Origin of the sequence: Burkholderia sp. 9777_1386, from assembly GCF_015712265.1 — a bacterium.
Lineage (GTDB): Bacteria > Pseudomonadota > Gammaproteobacteria > Burkholderiales > Burkholderiaceae > Burkholderia > Burkholderia cenocepacia.
Map to the genome: position 1 here is coordinate 1 of NZ_JACCQB010000028.1, position 21,629 is coordinate 21,629.

Below are 21,629 nucleotides of genomic sequence, written 5' to 3' on the forward strand. Positions count from 1 at the left end.
CAATGTCACCAGAGCTGTTCGGTGCATCGTCGGCTCCATGATCTGACGGGGAACCGGCAAGCTTACCGAGGTCCAAATGCGACATTTCTAAATGGCTAGAACACGACATTTCTAAAAAGCTACTACACCCCAATTTGTCGATAATCAGCATTATGTAAAATCTAGTCATTCGCGGCTGGAACGTCGCGGACAAAATCCGCCGAGCCAAGCGCGAAGGCACGTTCACGGCCGTGCTCGCCAGGTGGCGCACGCTCGCGCTGAATCTCCCGCGCTCGTGGCGATCTGGCCCCCTCTGGGCCGGTATCGGGCCACCTACCTACATCCCCCATAAACGTCGATCAACGTGGAGCGCGGCGAAGGACGAGGCCGACCGGGCCGGACGCCTCTACGCGCCGTTGTTGCCGGGCGCGAACCGCTCAACTTGATGGAATCCCCGCCAATCATCCGAACAAATCTGAGAGAGGCCGACGCGCGCCGCGCCGACGCCGTATTTCGAAGAGCACACGTATGTTGCGTAAAATCGAAGTCGTCGGGGACACGTTGTCGAGCAGTGCACTCGCCGCCGGGCGCTGGAGCGCGCGCATTCACCGCATGCATGCGTTACCTGCTGCTTCGGCAGAAACGAACGGGGCTGCTGGAGTCACTGCAGGGTCCGTGAGGCTGGCCGGTACTGATTTGAATCAAAATGTTCGGGGTCACAATTCAGCGACCTTACCCCAATCAAGATCAGTCGACGGAAAACTGCACGCAACTTGACGACACCCTCATATATTAAATGACAATAATAAAAAACAATATTTAATGAAACCAATTCCAGTCATTCCGTCAACTCGATCACACGTCACTCGCTCCCGTCCACTCGACCCGCACCGCGCCCCGCCCATCGCGGCACGTACATCACGGCCCAATCCCCCACACCTCGATGTGCGGCTCCCGACGCGGCTGCCCCACCCGACACGATCATTTCAAATCCCTCACCAAACCCCGACTTGATTAACAGCGGCGACATGAAAAATTAATCCAACAGAAAATATCTTGTAATTATAAAAATCACCTTCTAGCATCCCTCTGCTGTTCGCGACACGTCTTGTTTAAAAGTCATCACTTGATGCATTCCTCGAACAAACCCATTCATAACCTGGGGAATTACATGAAGAAACTGTCTCGACTGCTGCCCATCACCGCGATTACCCTCGCGAGTCTCAGCGCTTTTGCCCAGGCCGGCGACCCGCCGGCCGCGGTCGACAAGGCACTGCAACTGATCCAGCAGAACCCGTCCGCCTTCAGTCTGGCTGCTGGCGGCACGGCACGCACGTTGAAGTTCGCCGGGCCACAAGCAGGCGCACCGACCGACGGCGACCAGTTCCAGGTACGCGACGTGATCGTCGATCCCGACGGCACCGAGCACGTGCGCTTCGACCGCTTCCATGCAGGCCTGCCCGTGATTGGCGGCGACGTGGTCGTCCATTCGAGCAAGGGGCAATTGAAGCATGCAAGCGTGACCCAGCTCGCGCCAATCAATCTCGCCGGCTCGATCGGCAAGGTCGGAAACCGCGCCGTGATCCGCAACGCACCCGACGTAGGCGCGACGCGCGCCAGGCACATCGCGGCCGCGCGCTTCAACTCCGACGTGCGCCGCGTCGACGACGCGGAACTCGTCGTGTTCGCACGCGACGTCACGCCGACGCTGGCCTATGCGGTGCGCGTCTACGGCAAGGCGACCGAGACCCACGGCGATGCCGTGCTCTACTACGTCGACGCTCGCACCGGCACCCTGCTCGATGCACAGGACCTGATCAAGACCGCCGCCGCGACCGGCACCGGCCGCTCGCTGTACTACGGCAACCTGACGCTCACGACGGACCAGACCGGCACGAACGCGTACCGGATGCTCGATCCGAGCCGCGGCGGCGGCTCGGTCTACGATGGTCGCGGTCTCAGCTCGGACGAGGTCGAGCAAGCGACCGACCTGCCGATCTTCACGAGCAGCACGAACGTGTGGGGCAACAACGCGACCACCGACCGGCAGACCGTCGCGGCAGACATCGACTACGGGCTCGCATTGACTTGGGACTACTACAAGACCACGCATAACCGCAACGGCATCTTCAACGACGGCCGCGGCGTAAAGAGCTACGCGCACGTGGTGTTCAATACCGGCAGCGGCACGACGGGCGCGAACGCGGCATGGCTGTCGTCGCGCGTGATGGCGTACGGCGACGGCGAGCCGGGCACGCGCCTGCCGAAACCCGTGGTGTCGGTCGACGTCGCCGGGCACGAGATGAGCCACGGCGTGACCGAGGCCACCGCCAACCTGAACTATTCGGGTGATGCGGGCGGCCTGAACGAATCGACGTCCGACATTTTCGGCACGCTCGTGAAGTTCTACGCGAACAACCCGAACGATCCCGGCAACTATGTGATCGGCGCGCGCGTGGTGAGCGGCGGCCTGCGCAAGATGTACAAGCAGGATCTCGACGGCCGGTCGTTCAGCTGCTACCCGTCCGGCGGCTTCTCGTGGTCGAATCCGCGCCACGATCCGCATTTCACGTCGGGGGTCGGCAACCGCTTCTTCTACCTGCTGTCGGAAGGCCCGTCGGTGCCGCCGACCGACACCGGCCTGTCGAGGACGCAACTGGTCTGCAACGGCGACACGACCTTCAGCGGGCTGGGCCGCGACAAGGCCGGCAAGATCTGGTACCGGACGCTGACCGTGTACCTGAACGCCAACTCGAGCTACCCGAACGCGCGGCGTGCGTCGATCCAGGCCGCGAACGACCTGTATGGCGCGAACTCGGCCGAAAGCGCGACGGTCGCCCGCGCGTGGAGTGCGGTCGGGGTGAATTGACCGTGCGTGTATGAACGCGTCGGACGCCGGCAGTCGCGTGGCGGGATTTCGCTTCGGAGGAAAGCGATTCGGTCGTGGTCACGCGGCGTTCGGGTGAATGACGGGAAGGGGCCGGCCGACCGCCTGCGTATGCAGGGGGGCGGCCGGTGGATCGTGCGTCCTTGCGGTCCGACAAATGAATCGGCGCTCGACGAATACGCATTACATAGGCTGCCTGGCGTGCCGCCGCCAACGTGGCCGGCGTATTCGCGAATCGCTCGGCCGGACGCTCCGGGTGAACCCCGTCCCATCGTATCGACGGCGCCGCCCCGGTAGCCGGCTTCCTGAGCGAGCCGACAACGCGCTATATTCTGGTCCCAGGCAGGACGACGACGGAAGCCGCCCGCCATCGCAACCCTTCCCGACGCGCTTCCTCACCCCGAGAGAACGACAAAAATGGACCACTCGCAGTATTTCAGCCAAAGTTCGATCCAGGGCGCGAATCTTCGCCTGCACTATCTGTCGCAGTTGCTGCGCGAGCAGACAGGCTCGATCGTCCAGTACGGCATCCTGCGCGGGTTTCCGATCGGCTTCAGTCATTGGGCGGAAGTTGCGGTCGGCGGCTATCTGCTCGGCACCTACGAGATCGCCGTATGCGCGATCCTGGAAGCGCTCGGATCGCCCGACAAGGTGCTGGTCGACCTCGGCGCCGCCGACGGGATTTTCGGCATCGGCCTGGTCAGGAACAACGTCTTTGCCCGCAGCCTGTGTTTCGAGATGGACGAGCAGCGCCGCCACGCGATCCAGCACCGCGCCGCGGAGATGGGGCTGGCGGACCGCGTCGCGGTCTATGGCAAGGCCGATCGCGACTTGCCCGCGATTCTGTCGGAGCACGGCGGGGAGCCGGCCAAACGGGTCATCCTGTGCGATATCGAGGGTGCGGAGTTCGACCTGTTCGACGATGCGCTGCTGGAGCAGCTTTCCGGCAGCCACGTAATCATCGAAATCCACGATTTTCTGCTTTCCGACCCGGAACAAGCCGCGCGCGCATTCGACGAATTGAGTCAGCGCGCGGGCAAGTACTTCAACGTGTACGAGATCCGCGACGGGCTGCGCGACATTCGCAACATCCCGTTGCTGCGACACTGGTCGGACTGGGACGCATGGCTGATGTGCGTCGAGGCGCGCTACCGGATGATGCGATGGCTCTGGCTCGAGCCGAAAACCCAGCCGCGACGCGCCGATCAGGACATCGATCGCCTGATCCTCGACTACCAGCGGCGGATCTTCACAGTCTGACGAACGGGAACCGGCGCGTATCGAACAGCCACGCACACGCCGACCGACCGCGGCGTCACACCTGCCGCACGACGATATCCCATGCGGTATGACACGCCTGCCCGGGCAGCGTCAGTGCGCTCAGCGCGATACGGTCGCCCGGTTGCGTCGCGACGCTGAGTTTGTGCGGCGCCTGCAGCGACACGCTTTCACCGTTGCGCTCCACTCGCGCGCGGGGCGCCGACGGCTGGCCGCTCAGGTGAGACAACCCGATGTCGAGCACCATCCGCTCGCGCGTCACCGCGAACTCGACCTTGTGCGACGCCCATGCATTGAACGCACTCCCCTGCGGATGCCGGAACGATGTGCCGGCGACGAGCCGCGGAACGTTCGGCAGCACGTCCTCGTGCGCGGCGACGAGTGACAAGCCGCTGGCGGCAAGGCATTCGAGTTGATGCGCGTCGAGATCGGCCGGCTGTTCCCGCATGCCCGGTTCGGGCGGCAGCGCGAACGCCTGTCCGAGCGCGATCGCCCGTTCGGCATCGCGAGACAAATAGCGCCAGTGATTCAGGAAGCGCACGTCGCCCGTCATGTGCAGGCCGCGGATCGGCTTGCCCTGATGCTCGAGCACGATTTGCACGGCGCTGAAATCGTGCCGCTCGTGAAGTCCCCATTTCGTCACGAAATTCTGCTCGCAGCCGACGAGTCGCACCTGTCCCAAGCCGCCCCATAGATGCAGGAACGTCGTGTCGAGCCCGTGGATCGCGGCGAAGTCCTGGCCGATTCTTCCGGCCTGTTCGCGCACGTACTGCGCAAACCGCATCCACGGCGCACGCGTGCCGACGACGAGCCCCGCCTGCAACGGATGCCCCACCCGATCGAGCACGTCCTGGACGCATTGACGAACCAGCGCGTCGCGTCGCTCGCCGATGAGCGGGGCCATCACGAACGCACAGAAATGAGCGTCGGGTGCGACGTGGAGCAGATCGTCGTCCGGCACGACGTCGAAAATATCGAACCGCGGCCCTGGAAACCAGATATCCGCATCGTAGAGCGCAAGCGTCTGCAATTCCGGATCGGCGTCGAAGACGGCGGCCGCCGAGATGTAGCGATCCCACGCAAGGTCGCCGACGCCCGCCCCGGCATAGACCTCGATACCGTTGTCGCGCAACCGCTGCTGCTTGTCAGCGGACAAGCCATAACCGATGACGCCAATACGCCCGCGGTAGTCCGTCGCGCGCAGCGATACGATGAACGGAATCACCATCTCGTACCAGGCTTGCCTGTTGTCGTCGATTGCGAACGCGACGAGATGACGGCGGTTGGTCTCGTTGTTGTTTGACATGTTCATGCGTGTAGTAACGGCTGGGGAGTCCGCATGCGGAACGGTGCGGCTGCGGAGCCTTTGATACGCAATGCCGATTACCGGGAGTCAGCCGATCATTCGTTATCGTCATACGATAACGAATGAAATCAACACGATCGATCGCCCGCCCGTCGAGAAACGGCCGCTCGATTGTAATGAAGATCCGCGCGTTTCTGGGGGGCCAATCGGGGTTGAGCCGGATATACAACGGATTGTCCGTGCCGCGGCTCGGATCGTTTGTTAAATAGCGTGAGTGATCGACCACGCGCCGGTAATTTGCCTTACCATCCCGCCGTCATCTTGACCAGCATCGCGCCGAACACCGTTGAATCGCTCGTGGATGACAAGCGTATTTTTCTTTCCGGAGCCCCATCCGGGCACCAATTTCACCCCCAGGACCGATCATGTTCCAGACTCCGGGAGATTCCTTCGTCAACGGCTCGTTGCTCGGCCTGTGCGTCGAGGTGCCGCTTGCCGCGCTGGTTTCGCTGGCGATGCACGGCGTCGACTGGAACGGCCCGCGCGTCGCGATGCTCATCGCCACGCCCGTGCTGATCGCGTGCATTGCGCTGCTGACGCGTCCGGTCGCACTGAGCACGGTCTGGAAGCACAAGCGCTCGCCGTTCGTGCTCGACGACAACGTTCGCGCATCGATCTACGGCCGGCTCTGCGGGATCGCGCTCGGCGTGGTATTCGGCATCATGGTCGCGACGACGTTCTCCTGATCCGGTCGAGCCTGATCGTCCGACGAAATTTGCATCACCGCTGACCCGCCCGCGCCTTCCGCTTCATCGCATCACCCCGCCGCAACCACCGAATTGAGCGACGTGTCCCACAACGGCGCGACATGGGCCGGCCCGTCCAGCACGCCGATGCGGGCAAACACGTCCGCGACCTGCTGGTGCTGCGCGACCACGTCGGGCGTCACCGGCAGCAATGCGTAGTCCTCGCTGCGCTGGTCGAACATCGTGACGAGATCGGCAACCGGCACGCGGGTCTCGCGATTCTGCGCGAGCGCATAGTCGCGGAAATGCCCGTTCGCCCACGCATACGCACGTCGAAACCGCAGCAGCAGATCGGCCGTCGCCGCGCGGCGACGTGCATCGTCGAGCGTGCGCGGATTCGCGTACACCGGGAAATTGCCCGACAGGTAGCCCTTCCCCGTCTTCAGCACGCGGGCGCCGTAGCGATTGCGCGCGAGCTGGCCGTTGTAGCCGTAGATCGCCCACGCGTCGATATCGCCGCGGTCGTACGCGGACAACCCGTCGGTCGGCGACAGGTTGATCGGCTGGATGTCGTCGAAGGTCAGGCCGGCTTCCGCCAGCTGTCGATACAGAAAATAGTGCGACGTCGTCGCGCGCACGTAGCCGACGCGCTTGCCCTTCAGGTCGGCGATGCCGCGGATCGGCGTGTCCTTGCGCGCGAGCGTGACCTGGTTGTTCAGGTCTTCGCGCACACGCGAGATGAATTTCACATTGGCTTTCTGGCGTGCGGCGAACACGGCCGGAATTTCGCTACCCGAACCGATATCGAGCGCATCGGCGTTGAGCGCCTCGATATGCAGCACGCCGTTGTTCAGTTCGCGCCAGTCGATCCGGTACGGCGTATCGGCGAGCCCGGCCGCCTGCAGCAGCGCGCGCCAGCCGCCCTTGTAGGTTGCGACGCGCAACGTCGTGCCGGCCAGATCGGCGTCGGCGGCCGGCGCGGCGAACGCGGCCAATGGGTGCGCCACGACCGCGGCGCCGGCAAGCAGCAGACGGCGACGTGCCGCCGACATTGACGACATCGGATGCTCCTGTCGATCGGATGGAATGGGGTCGGAAGTGGAACCGCTGCGTCAATGCAGCGCCGGAAACCCGTGGCGCTCGGCCAGCAGTTCGAGGATGCGGCGCGCGTCGGTGACGAAGCGCACGTCGCCGAGCGTCTGCGCGTCGTCCGGCGCGGGCCGGTCGCGGCCCAGCACGAGCACCGGCAGGCCCTGGTGTGCGTCGTCGAGTGCGTCGATCACCGCGGGCCGCGGCCGCTCGAAACCAACGCGCTTCACGTCGAGACGCGCGGCAAGATCGGGCGCGCTCGCCAGCAGCCCCTCGATCGGCAATCCATGCGGACACACGAAGCGCTGGCCCGGATGCTTCGGATCGGCAAAGCCCGGTTCCAGCAGAAACAGCACATCGCGACTCATGTCAAACGGCTCCTTTTTCGTCGATCGTCCCGATCGGGAAGCATTCGTACGCCTGTACGCGCTGCTGTTCCCGCGTCATGCCGGCCACCGGCCGGATGCCAGACTCTACCGTCGCACCTCGCACGGCCCTACCAACGTTTTGCGGAATCGATATGCAAACGCGGATAGCGCATCGGCCGGTCGTCGCCTAGCCGGACGTTGCGTAAACGCATCGTCATGCGAACGACGGGCATTCCGCACATCGAACCATTTCATCGATCGATATGACCGCGCGCAGGCATTTCCAGCGCGCGACGTTCGCAGTCCGCGCGATGCGTTCGCCGCAGCAGGCGCGCCGGACGCGATCGCGGCGCACCTGCCGGGCCGGCGGCAACGCACATTACAAATCGGCCGCACAGCGAATTACAAACCACGGATCGGCCGTTCATCGACGCGCCCGTCGTCAATAGCATCGTGATCCTCACAAACGTACTGATAACAACAGAGGATGGTCATGATCAAAAAAACGGTGGTACTGGGTTTGGTGTCGATCGGTTCGGTCAGTGCGCATGCGCAGAGTTCGGTCACGTTGTACGGCGTGGTCGACGCCGGCATCGCGTATACGAACAACCAGGGCGGCGCGAGCAACATCCAGCAGACGAGCGGCAAGCTGAGCGGCAGCCGCTGGGGCCTGAAAGGCGCCGAGGATCTCGGCGGCGGCCTGCAGGCGGTCTTCACGCTGGAAGGCGGATTCCGGCCGAGCGACGGCGGGCTCGGCCAGGGCGGCCGCCTGTTCGGCCGCTCCGCGTACGTGGGTCTCGGCAAGAAAGGCCTCGGCACGCTGACGTTCGGCCGTCAGTACGAGCCGATCACCGATCTCGTCGCACAGTACTCGGGATCGGGGATCTGGTCGCCGGCCACGCACGTGGGCGACAACGACAACCTGAACCAGAGCTTCCGGCTGAACAACGCGGTGAAATTCCGCAGCGACACGATCGCCGGCTTCACGGCCGACCTGCTCTATGCATTCAGCAACCAGGCCAATGGCGGCGCGGGCACCGGCTTCTCGAACAACAACGCGTGGGGCGCATCGGCGAACTACGTGAACGGTCCGCTGTCGGTCGGCGGCGGCTATGTGCGGTTCAATCACCCGAATGCGACGTCGAACACGAGCGGCGCGGTGGGCGGCGCGACCTCGACCACCGGCAACGACTACAGCGGCGCGTTCTTCTACGGGCTGAACGGCGGCGTACTGAAGCAGCAGATCGGCGCGGTCGGCGCGAACTACTCGCTGGGCCGCACGACGCTCGGCTTCGCATGGAGCCACACGCAGCTCGACTATCTCGACGGCTCGTCGCGCAAGTTCAACAACTACGACGTGAACGCGCGCTACCAGATCACGCCGGCGGCCACGCTGATCGGTGTCTATACGTTTACCGACGGGCGCGCCAGCGGCCTGCCGGGCACGAGCGGCCAGACGCTGAAACCGCGCTGGCACCAGTTCACGCTCGGGTTCGACTACGCGCTGTCGAAGCGCACCGACATCTATGTGTCGGGCATCTACCAGCTCGCGGCCGGTGATGCGAGCACCGCGACGTCGGGCGGTTATCGCAAGATCGCGGCGATCTCGAACATCGGCAGCGCGTCGTCGACGAACCGCCAGCTTGCGTTCGTCAGCGGGCTGCGCGTGAAGTTCTGACGGCACGCGCGGCGGGCGCGGCGCAATCGTCACGATAAGCAAAGCGGGAATCGTTGTTTGCCGCGCCCCGCCCGGTTGCCGAGAATGATCGTTTCCCCGCGCGCCACACGCGTTCGACCATGACCGATTCCCGTTTTCCTCCCCGTGCGCCGCACCCCGGCCGGCGCGCGGCGCTGCGCCAGTTGGCCGGCGGCTGGGCGGCGACGCTGCTGCCGGCCGGCGGCGCGCTCGCGAGCCCGCCGCTCGATGTGCCGCCGTGGACGCGCGCGCCCGGTGCGCCGCTGCTGTCGCCACCGTACGGCGTGCCGGGGCCGCACGAACGCGACGTGATTCGCCGCAGCGCCCGCACGCCGGCGCTGCCCGGTTCCGGCTCGTCGATGACGCCGCTCGCCGACCTGTTCGGCGACATCACGCCGAACGGGCTCGTCTACGAGCGTCATCACGCGGGCGTGCCGGACATCGATGCGCAACGCCATCGCGTCGTCGTGCACGGCCTCGTGCGCGAGCCACGCGTCTTCACGGTCGACGACCTGCTGCGCTTCCCGTCCGAATCGCGAATCCACTTCCTCGAATGCTCGGGCAACACGGGCAGCGAATGGAACGGCCCGAGCGGGCTGCCGGTTCAGTTCACGCACGGGTTGCTGTCGTGCTGCGAATGGACCGGCGTCCGGCTGTCGACGCTGCTCGACGAGACGGGCATCGATCCCGCCGCACGCTGGCTGCTCGCCGAAGGCGCGGACGGCGCGGCGATGACGCGCAGCCTGCCGCTCGACCGGATCCTCGAGCGCGCGCTGGTCGTCTATGCGCAGAACGGCGAACGGCTGCGTCCGGAGAACGGCTACCCGGTGCGGCTGATCGTGCCGGGATTCGAAGGCAACACGAACATCAAGTGGCTGCGACGGCTGAAACTGGTGCGTGCGCCGGAGATGACGCGCGAGGAAACGTCGAAATACACGAATCTGCTGCCGGATGGCTGTGCGCGCCAGTTCGTGTTCGAGATGGATGCGAAATCGGTCATCACGCGGCCGTCGGCCGGCTATCGGCTCGCCGCGCACGGCTATTACCCGATCAGCGGCTACGCGTGGTCGGGCCGCGGCCGGATTCGCGCCGTCGACGTGTCGACCGACGGCGGTCGCACCTGGCGCCCCGCACGGCTCGCCGGCGACGTCCGCGACCGTGCGTTGACGCGCTTCGAGGCCGACTGGGTATGGCGCGGCGAGCCGGCCGACCTGCAAAGCCGCGCGACCGACGACACCGGCTACGTGCAGCCGACCCGCGACGCGCTCGTCGCCGCGCGCGGGCTGAACTCGCAGTACCACTACAACGGCATCCAGAACTGGCGCATCGGGGCGGACGGCGAGGTGCGCAATGCGTAAGCTGCTTGCTTGCCTGCTTGCGACCGGCGCGATGACGTCGGGCGCGTTCGGCACCGGCTTCGGCCTCGGACAGCCGATCGACCGCGCAGCGCTCGCCGCGTGGGACATCGACGTCGCGCCGGACGGCGGCGGCCTGCCGCCCGGCGCGGGCACGGTCGCACGCGGCGGCCGCGTGTTCGCGGACAAATGCGCGATGTGTCACGGCGCCGACGGCGAAGGCGGCGTCGGCGATCCGCTCGTCGGTGGCGCCGGCTCGCTCACGAGCGCGAAGCCCAAGAAGACGGTCGGCAGCTACTGGCCCTACGCGACGACGCTGTTCGACTACATTCGCCGGGCGATGCCGTACAACGCGCCGCAATCGCTGAGCGCGGACGACGTCTATGCGGTCACCGCATACGTCCTGCACCTGAACGGCATCGTGTCCAGCGACGCCCGGCTCGACGCGCGCACGCTGCCGCGCGTGCGGATGCCGAACCGTGACGGCTTCGTGCCCGATCCGAGGCCGGGCAAGCTATGACGTGTCCCGCTTCGCTTGCCCCATCGAGCGGCCCACCCGCGCGAGTCGCGTCGCGCTTTTCAGCAAGGACCCCGTGATGAGCGATCCCTCCGTCGCCGCCCCGCTCGCATCGTCGCCGTTCGTCGACGTTCGTTCGCCGGCGGACTTCCCCGACAGCCCCGTGTCGCGCACCCTCTCGCAGCCGCTGATGCTCGGGCTGTTCCTGCCGATCCAGGCTGGCGGATGGAGCGCATCGACGCTGCCGCGCTCGACCGACTGGACGTTCGACTACAACGCCGAGCTGGTCGCGCGCGCCGAGGCGCTCGGTTTCGATCTCGTGTTCGCGCTGTCGCAATGGCTGCCCAAAGGCGGCTACGGCGGCGTGTTCGACGGCCACGCGCTCGACTCGTTCATGACGCTGGCCGCGCTGACGGCGCGCACCGAGCGGATCATCCTCGTCGCGACGAGCCACGTGCTCTACGGGCCGTGGCATCCGCTGCATTTCGCGAAATTCACCGCGACGCTCGACCACATTTCGCGCGGACGCTGGGGCATCAACGTGGTGACCGGCCACCGCGCGATCGAACACGAGATGTTCGGCTGGAACCGGATCGAACACGACCGGCGCTACGAGATGGCCGCGGAATTCCTCGACGCGGTCCAGCAGTTGTGGGCGCAACCGGACAATTTCAGCTACACGCCCGAACTGTCGAGCTGGCGGCTCGGCGGCGCATTCGTGACGCCGAAGCCGCGCTACGGCCGCCCGCTGCTGATCAACGCGACGGGTTCCGACGCCGGTATCGCGTTCGCCGCACGCTATTCGGACATCGTGTTCGTCACCAGCCCGGCCGGCCCCGACGCCGAACGCGCGATCGACGCGCTGCCCGCGCATACCGCCCGCGTGAAGGCGGCCGCCGCCGCGCGCGGTCGCACGATCCGCACGCTGCTCAATCCGCTCGTGATCTGCCGCGAGACGGCGGCCGAAGCACGCGCGTACCGCGACGCGATCGTCGCGCATGCGGACGAAGGCAGCTTCCACCGCTTCGACAGCGACGCGCACGCGTGGCGCGGCGGGTTCGAGCAGCGTGCGCAAGCCGCCGCGCGCGCGATCGGCGGCAACATCTCGATCACCGGCTCGCCTGAGGAAGTCGCCGACACCATCGTGCGGCTGCACCGCGCGGGCATCGACGGCATCCAGTTGAGTTTCTACGACTTCAAGCCCGATCTCGACTTCTTCGGCGAGCGCGTGCTGCCGCTGCTGCGCGAAGCCGGCTTGCGGCGTTGAAGTCGGCGCTGCAACGCGGCGCGACGGCGTAGCAGCAACCGCCCGCGGCCGTCGTCAGAACACGCGCCCTTCGGTCAGGTGCGTCGTCACGCCGTTCAACACGTAATCGCCCACCACGCGCGCCTTGTGCAGCAACGGGTTGTGGCTGAAGATCGTGCGCAGGTTGCGCCAGTGGCGATCGAAGTTGTGCTCGCGCGCCGTTGCCGACGCGCCGCCCACTTCGAACAGCCGCTCGGCCGCATGCAGCGCGAGCTTGCTGACGATCAGTTGCGTGCGTGCGGTCGCGAGGGCGCTGTCGAGCACGAGCGTATCCGCATCGGCGGCGCCCGCCTCGATCGCATCGGCGGAACGGTCGAGCGCACGCGCGTTTTCTCGCACGAGCGCGTCGATCGCATGGCTGTGCGCGGACAGCTCGCCGACGATCTGCTGGATGAAGTGATCGTCGCGCGCGGTCGCCGCCGGGCTGTGCAGCGCGGGACGACCATGCGCGAGCACGTAGCGGCGTGCATCGGCCACCACGTTGCGCACGATGCCCGCGCCGGTCGCGACCAGATGCAACTGCCGCAGCGCGCCGCAATGCCGGCCGACGAGCGTCGACCCGTCGCGTGGGGCGACTTCGTCCGCGAACACCTGCACGTCGTTCAGCACCAGGCTGCCGCTCGCGGTCATGCGCTGGCCCATGCCATCCCAGTCGTCGAGCACCTGCAGGCCGTCGCGCGCCACCGGAACGATCACGGCGAGCGCGTCGCCCTGCTCGTTCTCCACGTTGATGCGCGCGAAATCGGCAAACGCGGTGCCCGTCGAATAGTATTTGCGACCCGTCACGCGATGGTGATCGCCGTCGCGGCGCAGCACGGTCGTGTTCTCGCCCGGGCGCGACGTGCCGCGTTCGGTCGACGCGCCGCCGAAGATCGCGCCGGCCAGCACACGCTCGAGCTGCACGTCGTTGAACGCCGTACGCGGCGACAGCCGCAGCGTCTCGGTCTGGTCGTAGTGGATGCGCAGCGCATGCGCGAGATTCGAATCGGCGGCCGCCAGCGTCGCGATCGCATCGAACAGGTCGACCAGCGTGCCGCCCAGGCCGCCGCGTGCGACCGGAATCCGCAGCGCACCCAGCGCCGAGCGCCGGAAGAGCGCGAAGCCGTCGAACGGCAGTTCGCGACGCGCCTCGCGCTGGGCGGCATCCTGCCCGATCGCAGTCGCGAGATCGGGCAGCGCGGCAAGCGCGTCGCGCAATGCGTCGCGCGGATCGACGGCATCACGGGCAGTCATTCGGCAGGTCCTTGTTCGGGCAGATCGGGGAATGTCGCGGCAGCGCGCGACGGGGCGTACGTTACACGCCGTCCGCTGAGTATAGGGACGCACCCGGCGCGCGTGAAAAGCCGATTTCAGCTTACGTTATGCCCGCGCCGGGATTGATCGCGGACGGACGCGTCAGTGCTGAATCCCCCAGCGCCGCACGGTCGCGCGTTCGAGCGTATCGAACACGAGGTTCTCGACCAGCAGCCCGATCACGATGACGGCCGCGAGGCCCGCGAACACGCGGTCCGTGTACAGCTCGTTGCGGTTCTGGAAGATGTACCAGCCAAGGCCGCCCTGCCCCGCGCTCGCGCCGAACACGAGCTCGGCCGCGATCAGCGTGCGCCACGCGAAGGCCCAGCCGACGCGCAGGCCCGACAGGATCGACGGCAGCGCGGCCGGCACGAGGATCAGCGCGATCTGGCGCAGGCCCGTGAGCCCGTAGTTGCGGCCGGCCATTTTCAGCGTGGCGGGCACGCCGACGAAACCGGTATAGATGCTGAGCGCGAGCGGCCACAGCACCGCATGCACGAGCACGAACAGCAGGCTGCCGGTGCCGAGCCCGAACCACAGCAGCGCGATCGGCAGCAACGCGATCGACGGCAGCGGATTGAACATCGACGTGAGCATCGTCAGCAGATCGCGGCCGATGCGCGTGGATACCGCCAGCGACGTCAGCGCGAACGCCAGCAGCACGCCCAGCGCATAGCCGCGCAGCAGCACCGACATCGAGATGCCGGTCTTGACCAGCAGTTCGCCCGACTCGATGCCCTGCACGAACGCGGCCAGCGTCGCGCCGAAGGTCGGGACGAGCAGATCGTTCGCGACGATGCGCGCGACGATCTCCCACACGGCGATCAGCACGAGCGCGATGACGCCGCGGCGAGACCACGTGGCACCGGCGATGCGGCGCGACAGCGGCGCCGGCGCCGCGCGTTCGGCGTCGGGCAGCGGGTCGAGCGGACGCGTGTATTCGGCGCGCACGGGCGGCAGCGGCGGCAGGACCGGATCGATCGTACTCATGATGCGGCGTCCTCCGTCGTCGGTACGTGCGGTGCGTCGGTGTCGAACAGCAGGCGGTGGATCCGCGCGACGTGGTCGCGGAAATCGCCGGTGTCGACGTTGTCGAGCGAATGCTCGTGACTGTTGAGTTCCGCCCGCACGCGGCCCGGATGCGGCGACAGCAGCAGAATCCGGTTGCCGACCACGAGCGCCTCCTCGATCGAGTGCGTGACGAACAGCAGCGTGAAGCGGAATTCGTCCCACAGCCGCAGCAGTTCCTCCTGCATCTTGCGGCGCGTGAGCGCGTCGAGCGCGGCGAACGGCTCGTCCATCAGCAGCACGCGCGGCTGCATCGCCAGTGCCCGTGCAATCGCGACGCGCTGCTTCATGCCGCCCGACAGCGTATGCGGATAGGCATCGGCAAACGCGCTCAGGCCGACCTTGTCGAGATAGTGCAGCGCGCGCTCGCGGGCTTCGGCGCGCGACAGCTTCGCGGCGGCGCGCAACGGAAACGCGACGTTCTCGACGACCGTCTTCCACGGCGGCAACTGGTCGAACTCCTGGAACACGACGACGCGGTCGGGCCCCGGCCCGCGCACGGGCCGGCCGTCGAGCGCGATCGAACCCGAGACGGGCTCGATGAAGCCGGCGATCGCCTTCAGCAACGTCGACTTCCCGCACCCCGACGGGCCGAGCAGCACGAAGCGGTCGCTGCCGTACACGTCGAAGCTCACCTGATGCGTCGCGCGCACGATCCGCGCGCCGCTGCGGTATTCGAGGCTGACCTCGTCGATGGCGAGCAGGCGTTCGCTGTGCGCGCCGGCCTGCGCGGCATGCGCCGCCGGCCGCCCGGCGGCACCTGCATCGGATGCGGCGGACGCGGCCGGCGACGCGCCGCCGCGTGCCGCATACGGCGGCAACCAGGTTCGGGGAGAAGTGGCGTTCACGATCGAATCTCTTGCGGGAAAAGCATCAACATACGGCCGGGCGTCGTGCGGACCAACCATCGATTGCGCATATCGAAACCGCGCCGATGCATAAGCGTCGAACACGGCGTCGCAGCATCGGCGTCGCTCAACTGCCGCCGGCCGTTGCCGGATCGTCGAAGAAGTAGTCGCGCCACGACTTCGGTTCGTTGCGGATCGCGCCGGTGCGATGCATGAACTGCGCGAGCGGCAGCGTGTTCTGCGGCGCGGTCTTGAACTGCACCTGCGGATTGCGCAGGATCTTCAGCAGCAGCGCGCGATCGATCTTCGACCCGTTCACGCGAATATAGGTATCGGCCGCGCGCTCCGGGTCGGCCGCGATCTGCCGTGCGGCGTCGGCCAGCGCGGCGACGAACGCGCGGTAGGTCTTCGGGTTGTCGTCGCGGAATTTCTCGGTCGCGTACAGCACCGTCGCGGAGCTCGGGCCGCCCAGCACGTCATAGGAATTCAGCACGATGTGCGCGTTCGGGTTACCGGCGAGCTCCTGCTCCTGGAACGGCGGATTGCCGAAATGGCCGGTGATCACGTTGCTGTTCGCGAGAATCGCGGCCGTCGCGTCGGGGTGCGGGATCGCCTGCGTGAACGCGTCGAGCTTGTCGAACTGCTTGTCGCCCCACTGCTTCGCCGCGGCGTACTGCAGCACGCGCGACTGCACCGACACGCCGACCGCCGGCACCGCGATGCGGTCCTTCGCGCTCAGGTCGGCGATCGTCTTCACGTTCGGGTTGCTGCTGACGAGGTAGTACGGAAAATTGCCGAGCGACGCGACGCCCTTCACGTTCTGCCGGCCGCGCGTGCGGTCCCACACGGTCAACAGCGGCCCGACGCCCGCGCCCGCGACGTCGACCGCGCCGGACAGCAGCGCGTCGTTCACGGCCGCGCCGCCCGACAGCCGCACCCAGTCGACCTTGATGTCGAGGCCGGCCTTGCGCCCTTCCTTCTCGATCAGTTGCTGGTCGCGCGCGACGTTCAGCATCAGGTAGACGACGCCGAACTGCTCGGCGATGCGGATGCGGCCCTCCGCGTGCGCGGCTTGCGGGATGACCGCGCCCGCGAAGGCGAGCGCGGCGGTGAGCGTGGCCGCCAGCGCGCGACGCGCCGGCAAGAACGAGAACGACATCGGAACTCCGGTCAGGAAGGGGCGGAAATGAATGACGGGGGCGTGCGGTTCAGAAAGGCGCGTCGCCTTCGATCGTCGTGCGGTACAGCTTGCGGCGCAGGTGGTCGGGCGTGCCGGCGGCGAGATGCATCAGCGAACGGTTGTCCCAGAACACCAGATCGTGGTCGCGCCATGCGTGCCGATACAGGTGCTCGGCGCGCACGCTGTGCGCGAACAGTTCGTCGAGCAGCGCGCGGCTTTCGTCTTCCGGCAGCCCGACGATGCGCGTCGTGAAATGCTCGCTGACGAACAGCGCCTTGCGGCCGGTTTCCGGATGCGTGCGCACGACCGGATGCACGACCGCGGCGACCTGCGCGATCTGCTCGGGCGACAGGTTGGGCCGCCACGGGCTGCGCGCCTGCAGTTCCGCATAGCGCGCGAGATACGTATGCTCGGCGCGCCGCCCTTCGACCGCGCGGCGCAGGTGGGCCGGCAGCGTGTCCCACGCGAGATGCATGTTCGCGAACAACGTGTCGCCGCCTTCGGCCGGCAGCTCCTGCGCGTGCAACAGCGAGCCGAGGCTCGGTTTTTCCTTGTACGACAGGTCGGAGTGCCAGAAATGGCCGGCATCGCCGAGCCCGACCGGTTTGCCGTTCTCGACGATGTTCGACACGATCAGCACTTCCGGGTGACCGGCCAGCGCGAACTGGTGCAGCACGTGAATCTGCAGCGGGCCGAAGCGGCGGCTGAATGCGATGTGCTCGTCCGGCGTGATGCGCTGGTCGCGAAACACCAGCACGTGGTGATCGAGATGCGCACGATGGATGCGCGCGAAATCGTCGGCATCGAGCGGTTGCGACAGGTCGAGGCCGATCACCTCGGCGCCGAGCGGCGCGTCGAACGGCACGATGTCGAAATGCTGCGCCGCGCCGTCCGGCCGCAAGGCGGGATGCCCGGCGGAAAGCGTTGCGGCGTCGCGGATGGCGGTAGTCGTCACGGCACGGCCCCTGATTCGGTCAAAACGCGAATCTACGAGTGCGTGCCGGCGTGCGTCAACGAAGCGATTCGGATACGTTTATCTGCTGCGGTGATAAAGATCGCTGCTCGCGCATACGGCGCCGATCGGGGCGGAATCGTCCAGGCGGCCCGATGAACAAAGGTTCCGATCGCGTTCAGCCGCGTCGGCCCACGCACGGCGAGCCGACTATGGCTGCCCTGCACCGCCCGACGCACCATAGATCTGCCCGGTCACGTAGCTCGCGCGCGACGAAAGCAGTTCGACATAGATCGATGCGATCTCGGCCGGTTGTCCCGGCCGCCCCATCGGTACCTGCTCGCCGAATTTCTCGACGTTGTGCGTCGTCTGTCCGCCGCTGACCTGCAGCGGCGTCCAGAATGGCCCCGGCGCAACGCCGTTGACGCGGATGCCGCGCTCGATCATCTGCTTCGCGAGCCCCTTCGTGAAATTCGCGATCGCCGCTTTCGTCAACGCGTAGTCCAGCAGGTTCGCGGACGGATCGTACGCATTGACCGACGTCGTGTTGACGATCGCCGAACCGGCCGGCATGTGCGGAATGGCGGCCCGCGTGATCCAGAACATCGCATAAAGATTGGTGCGCAGCGTCCAGTCGAACTGCTCGGTGCTGATGTCGAGGATCGATTCGTGGCTCTGCTGGCGGGCCGCGTTGTTCACGAGGATGTCGAGCCCGCCGAGCGCGGCGACGGCCCGCTCGACGAGCCCGTTGCACGCGCCTTCGCTGCGGATGTCGACCGGCAGCGGCACGGCCTTGCGCCCCGCGCTGCGGATCAGGTCCACGACTTCGCGCGCATCGGGCTCCTCGTCGGGCAGATAGACGATCGCGACGTCCGCGCCTTCTCGTGCACAGGCGATCGCGACCGCGCGGCCGATGCCCGAGTCGCCACCGGTGATCAGCGCCTTGCGGCCGTCGAGCCGGCCGCTGCCGCGATAGCTGCGCTCGCCGTGATCGGGGCGCGGCGTCATCCGGCCCGCGAGGCCCGGCCACGGCTGGTGCTGCTGCGGAAACGGCGCATGCGGATAAAGCGTGCGCGGATCGCGCGGCGCAGGGTCGCCGGCGTCGGCCGGGCCGCCCGTCTGCGCGATCGTCGGCAGGGCGACGCTGGCGACCAGTCCGGCCGTCGTGCCCTGCACCCATTTGCGACGGGATTCGGAAACTTCGTCTGATGACATGATGGACTCCGGTGCGTGGTTGGCGGTGTGGAACCGGACGCGACCATTCGGCCGACGCGCGCGCTACAGCGGCCGCGGCCGATTTCCAGAATCGTCCGGCGCGTCGTGCTCGTCCGGCCACGGCTGGCCGGCCGGATCGCGCACCTCGGTCTGGCGCGGGTCGTCCGGCACGACCTTGCGTGCCTGATCGTCCGGAATCGTGTCGAGTTCGCCGCCGCCCGGCGCGTGGCCGGGGCGCGCGGTCGATTCGCCGCCGCCGGGGGTCGGGTTGCGCCGCTGCGGCGCGTCGGCCGCCTCACGCGCCGCGTCGGGCGGCGCGGGATCCTGCCGTTGACTGTGCTCGGTCATGAATGTCTCCCTGTCCGGATGAGGACTGCGTTGCGCCGCACCACGCCGCGACGGGCGATGCGGCGGCCTGCACCGTTTTCAGCAAGCGACATGCCGTCATCGGGCTGCGTCTGCGCACCGCCAGCCGGTCGATCCGCTACAGAAATTACAAGCGACGCGTCATCTGGCGCAGTCAGGACAGCGCACGCGGCCGTGCCGATGCGGAAACGAAACGCGGCACGCACGATGCTCGAAAGCGGCATGCCGGCTGCACGCCGGCGCCCTTTCGATGCCGAGGAGGACGATCATGAGCGCGACGCACGCGACGAACGCGACACCGAACGACGAAGACATGACCGACACGCCGGACATTCCGCCGCCGGAGCCCGACGACGAGCGCCACGACGACCTGCCCGACTTGCCGGACCCGACCGAAGTGGGCGAGGACGGCTAACCGATCGCGCGAACCGTGCCGCCTGCCGGATTTTCGACACCGCCGGCCGGCGGCCCGCGCTTCACCGCGTGCGCCGCCTTTCGTGCGCGACCTCGCTGGTCGGCAACGCATCGACGTCCTGCAGCGGCTCGCCCGGAACGCGGCGCTTCGCGGCCTGGTCGGCCGGCAAATCCGCCGTCTGCTCGGCGCGCCCGTCCGCGCTGCTGCCCTGCGCATCGAGTTGCTGCTCGGCCCGCTGCCAGTATTCGTCGGCCCTGCCGTCGGGCGCGCCGTCCGCCTGCCACAGCTGGTACGCCCGCTCGCGAATCTGCGTTTCCCTGTCTTCGTCCATGTCGTTCTCCGTGTCTGCCATGGCGATCACCGATCCGGGCGCGACGGCGCCGATACCGCGCCGAGCGTCGAAGACATCGCGCCGTCGGCGGCCGTCGCCAGATCACCCAGCGCGACGATGCCGACCAGCCGCTTCTGCCGGTCGACCACCGGCACGCGACGAATCTGCGCGTCTTCCATCTTCTTTTGCACCGCCGAGATGTCGTCGTCCTCGTAGCACCAGTTCGCGGGCCCGCTGACGACGCCCTCGATCGATTCGTTCGGCGGCACGCCCATCGACACCGCGCGCACGACGATGTCGCGGTCCGTCAGCATGCCGATCAGCCGCGTGCCGTCGCACACGGGCAGCGCGCCGACGTTCAGGTCGCTCATCAGCTTGGCCGCATCGCGCAGGCTCTGCGTCGGGCCGATGGTCGCGGCGTCGCGCGTCATCACTTCCGATACACATGTCATGTTTCGCTCCTTGATAAGCCGCCCACGGCGGCCTGCGCAATGCAGCATCGCGCGTTCCGGCCGCCGCGCGCGTCAGTTCTCCGTCGAGCAGCGCACCGACGTCAGGCCGGCCGACTCGACGATCCGCATCAGTTGCTTCAGCATCACGTCGGCGCCGGCCGCTTCGCGCCACTGCACGAACAGTTCTTCCTGGCGCACCGCGCGCGCGGTCGTTTCGCAGAAGCTTTTCGTCCGGCACGTGAAACCCGTATCGCGCAGCTTCGTGGCCAGTTGTTCGCGTGCAGCCGAGCCGAGCGGATATTCGACCGTCACCAGCGCGGTCCGGACGCCCCGCAAGCGCCGCTCGACGAACCGCAGCGGCCAGACGACCAGCAGCGCGAGCACCAGCCCGAGCGCGCCGAGCGACAACTGGCCGCCGCCGATGCACAGCCCGATGACCGTCACGAACCACAGCGTCGCGGCCGTGGTGACGCCGGACACCAGGCCGTCGCGATGAAGGATCGCGCCGCCGCCGATGAAGCCCATCCCGGTCAGGATGCCGAGCGGCAGCCGCATCAGGTCGAGCACCGAGAACGCGCCCTCCGGCTTGCCCGCCTGCAGCAGCAGCGCATTGACCTGCAGCATCGACAGGCACGCGGCGAGACAGACGAGGATCGTCGTGCGCAGTCCGGCCGTCTTGCCGGATTCGCTGCGATCGAAGCCGATCAGGCCACCCGCGACGAGCGCCAGCCCGATCCTGACGAGAACGTCGTGCCACTGCAGTACGACCGGCATCGGTTCCATGCGCGCCTCCCGTGCAAATCGTCATGTGTCGGGGCGCGAACGCCGCCGACGACGCTTGCCGGTCGCAAGGCTCGGGCCTGCTTTCCGGGTAGGCGGCGGGTGTAGCAAGTCGAATGGGATTGTAGAAAGGGGCGTTCTGCGCACACTGTGCGTCAGCGGCGAAGGTGCCGGAGCTGTGCGCGGGATCGCCTGCCGCTGC

The 21,629-nt window shown here is 67.1% G+C and carries 21 protein-coding genes; 8 read left to right on the top strand and 13 right to left on the bottom strand.

What is annotated here, in order from left to right:
- Window positions 1–1,150: 1,150 nt before the first annotated feature.
- Together H0X91_RS20605 and H0X91_RS20610 are read left to right on the top strand one after the other, a co-directional pair.
- Complete coding sequence (locus H0X91_RS20605; protein ID WP_196433290.1) at window positions 1,151–2,848, top strand: M4 family metallopeptidase; 1,698 nt, start codon at window positions 1,151–1,153, stop codon at window positions 2,846–2,848.
- Window positions 2,849–3,355: 507 nt separating this feature from the next.
- Window positions 3,356–4,126, top strand: a complete 771-nt coding sequence (locus H0X91_RS20610; protein ID WP_227746399.1) for a hypothetical protein — start codon at window positions 3,356–3,358, stop codon at window positions 4,124–4,126.
- A 55-nt stretch (window positions 4,127–4,181) separates the two neighbouring features.
- Here the strand turns inward: H0X91_RS20610 and H0X91_RS20615 are convergent, their stop codons facing one another.
- Window positions 4,182–5,450, bottom strand: a complete 1,269-nt coding sequence (locus tag H0X91_RS20615; RefSeq protein WP_227746398.1) for a hypothetical protein — start codon at window positions 5,448–5,450, stop codon at window positions 4,182–4,184.
- 425 nt (window positions 5,451–5,875) lie between these two features.
- On the opposite strand from H0X91_RS20615, the gene H0X91_RS20620 reads away from it, so the two are divergent.
- Window positions 5,876–6,196 carry a hypothetical protein gene (locus tag H0X91_RS20620; protein ID WP_006498203.1) on the top strand — a complete coding sequence of 107 codons (321 nt, stop codon included), beginning with the start codon at window positions 5,876–5,878 and terminating at the stop codon, window positions 6,194–6,196.
- A gap of 71 nt (window positions 6,197–6,267) precedes the next feature.
- Here the strand turns inward: H0X91_RS20620 and H0X91_RS20625 are convergent, their stop codons facing one another.
- Together H0X91_RS20625 and H0X91_RS20630 are read right to left on the bottom strand one after the other, a co-directional pair.
- Window positions 6,268–7,257 carry an ABC transporter substrate-binding protein gene (locus H0X91_RS20625; protein ID WP_196433291.1) on the bottom strand — a complete coding sequence of 330 codons (990 nt, stop codon included), beginning with the start codon at window positions 7,255–7,257 and terminating at the stop codon, window positions 6,268–6,270.
- A 51-nt stretch (window positions 7,258–7,308) separates the two neighbouring features.
- Window positions 7,309–7,653: a DUF3088 domain-containing protein gene (locus H0X91_RS20630; RefSeq protein ID WP_006481897.1), complete on the bottom strand. Its 345-nt coding sequence runs from the start codon at window positions 7,651–7,653 to the stop codon at window positions 7,309–7,311.
- Window positions 7,654–8,146: 493 nt separating this feature from the next.
- Here H0X91_RS20630 and H0X91_RS20635 point away from each other — a divergent pair, with 493 nt between their 5' ends.
- The 4 genes from H0X91_RS20635 to H0X91_RS20650 all read left to right on the top strand — a co-directional run bounded on the left by H0X91_RS20635 (window position 8,147) and on the right by H0X91_RS20650 (window position 12,488).
- On the top strand, window positions 8,147–9,331 hold the full coding sequence (locus H0X91_RS20635; RefSeq protein WP_048987371.1) for a porin: 1,185 nt from the start codon (window positions 8,147–8,149) through the stop codon (window positions 9,329–9,331).
- Between the two features lie 119 nt (window positions 9,332–9,450).
- Entirely contained in the window at window positions 9,451–10,707 is a 1,257-nt protein-coding gene (gene soxC / locus H0X91_RS20640; RefSeq protein WP_196433292.1) for a sulfite dehydrogenase, read from the top strand.
- Window positions 10,700–11,224 (top strand): c-type cytochrome, encoded by a 525-nt coding sequence (locus H0X91_RS20645; RefSeq protein WP_196433293.1) that lies wholly within the window; start codon window positions 10,700–10,702, stop codon window positions 11,222–11,224. Before soxC ends, H0X91_RS20645 begins: the two co-directional genes overlap by 8 nt.
- Window positions 11,225–11,300: 76 nt before the next feature.
- Window positions 11,301–12,488, top strand: a complete 1,188-nt coding sequence (locus H0X91_RS20650) for an LLM class flavin-dependent oxidoreductase (RefSeq protein ID WP_048987293.1) — start codon at window positions 11,301–11,303, stop codon at window positions 12,486–12,488.
- Window positions 12,489–12,542: 54 nt separating this feature from the next.
- Here H0X91_RS20650 and H0X91_RS20655 read toward each other — a convergent pair whose 3' ends face one another.
- From H0X91_RS20655 to H0X91_RS20685, 7 genes are all read right to left on the bottom strand, one after another.
- On the bottom strand, window positions 12,543–13,760 hold the full coding sequence (locus H0X91_RS20655; RefSeq protein WP_006498211.1) for an acyl-CoA dehydrogenase family protein: 1,218 nt from the start codon (window positions 13,758–13,760) through the stop codon (window positions 12,543–12,545).
- A gap of 162 nt (window positions 13,761–13,922) precedes the next feature.
- Window positions 13,923–14,810 carry an ABC transporter permease gene (locus H0X91_RS20660; protein ID WP_196433294.1) on the bottom strand — a complete coding sequence of 296 codons (888 nt, stop codon included), beginning with the start codon at window positions 14,808–14,810 and terminating at the stop codon, window positions 13,923–13,925.
- Window positions 14,807–15,796, bottom strand: coding sequence for an ABC transporter ATP-binding protein (locus H0X91_RS20665; RefSeq protein WP_048987288.1), 990 nt, complete (start codon window positions 15,794–15,796; stop codon window positions 14,807–14,809). The genes H0X91_RS20660 and H0X91_RS20665 overlap by 4 nt, the downstream gene beginning before the upstream one ends.
- A gap of 67 nt (window positions 15,797–15,863) precedes the next feature.
- On the bottom strand, window positions 15,864–16,895 hold the full coding sequence (locus H0X91_RS20670) for an ABC transporter substrate-binding protein (RefSeq protein WP_006487511.1): 1,032 nt from the start codon (window positions 16,893–16,895) through the stop codon (window positions 15,864–15,866).
- A 49-nt stretch (window positions 16,896–16,944) separates the two neighbouring features.
- Entirely contained in the window at window positions 16,945–17,871 is a 927-nt protein-coding gene (locus H0X91_RS20675) for a TauD/TfdA dioxygenase family protein (RefSeq protein ID WP_080331469.1), read from the bottom strand.
- A 207-nt stretch (window positions 17,872–18,078) separates the two neighbouring features.
- Window positions 18,079–19,083, bottom strand: a complete 1,005-nt coding sequence (locus H0X91_RS20680) for an SDR family oxidoreductase (protein WP_196433295.1) — start codon at window positions 19,081–19,083, stop codon at window positions 18,079–18,081.
- Between the two features lie 63 nt (window positions 19,084–19,146).
- The gene (locus H0X91_RS20685; RefSeq protein ID WP_196433296.1) at window positions 19,147–19,431 is read right to left on the bottom strand and encodes a hypothetical protein; all 285 of its coding nucleotides are present in this window, start codon (window positions 19,429–19,431) and stop codon (window positions 19,147–19,149) included.
- Window positions 19,432–19,717: 286 nt separating this feature from the next.
- Here H0X91_RS20685 and H0X91_RS20690 point away from each other — a divergent pair, with 286 nt between their 5' ends.
- Window positions 19,718–19,864 (top strand): hypothetical protein, encoded by a 147-nt coding sequence (locus tag H0X91_RS20690; protein ID WP_006489171.1) that lies wholly within the window; start codon window positions 19,718–19,720, stop codon window positions 19,862–19,864.
- Window positions 19,865–19,925: 61 nt separating this feature from the next.
- Here the strand turns inward: H0X91_RS20690 and H0X91_RS20695 are convergent, their stop codons facing one another.
- From H0X91_RS20695 to H0X91_RS20705, 3 genes are all read right to left on the bottom strand, one after another.
- Window positions 19,926–20,195: a DUF2934 domain-containing protein gene (locus tag H0X91_RS20695; protein ID WP_171984009.1), complete on the bottom strand. Its 270-nt coding sequence runs from the start codon at window positions 20,193–20,195 to the stop codon at window positions 19,926–19,928.
- Between the two features lie 26 nt (window positions 20,196–20,221).
- A complete protein-coding gene (locus tag H0X91_RS20700; protein ID WP_006489155.1) occupies window positions 20,222–20,647 on the bottom strand; it encodes a CBS domain-containing protein in 426 nt (141 codons plus the stop codon).
- A 72-nt stretch (window positions 20,648–20,719) separates the two neighbouring features.
- Complete coding sequence (locus tag H0X91_RS20705; protein ID WP_058903629.1) at window positions 20,720–21,430, bottom strand: MgtC/SapB family protein; 711 nt, start codon at window positions 21,428–21,430, stop codon at window positions 20,720–20,722.
- Window positions 21,431–21,629: the final 199 nt, after the last annotated feature.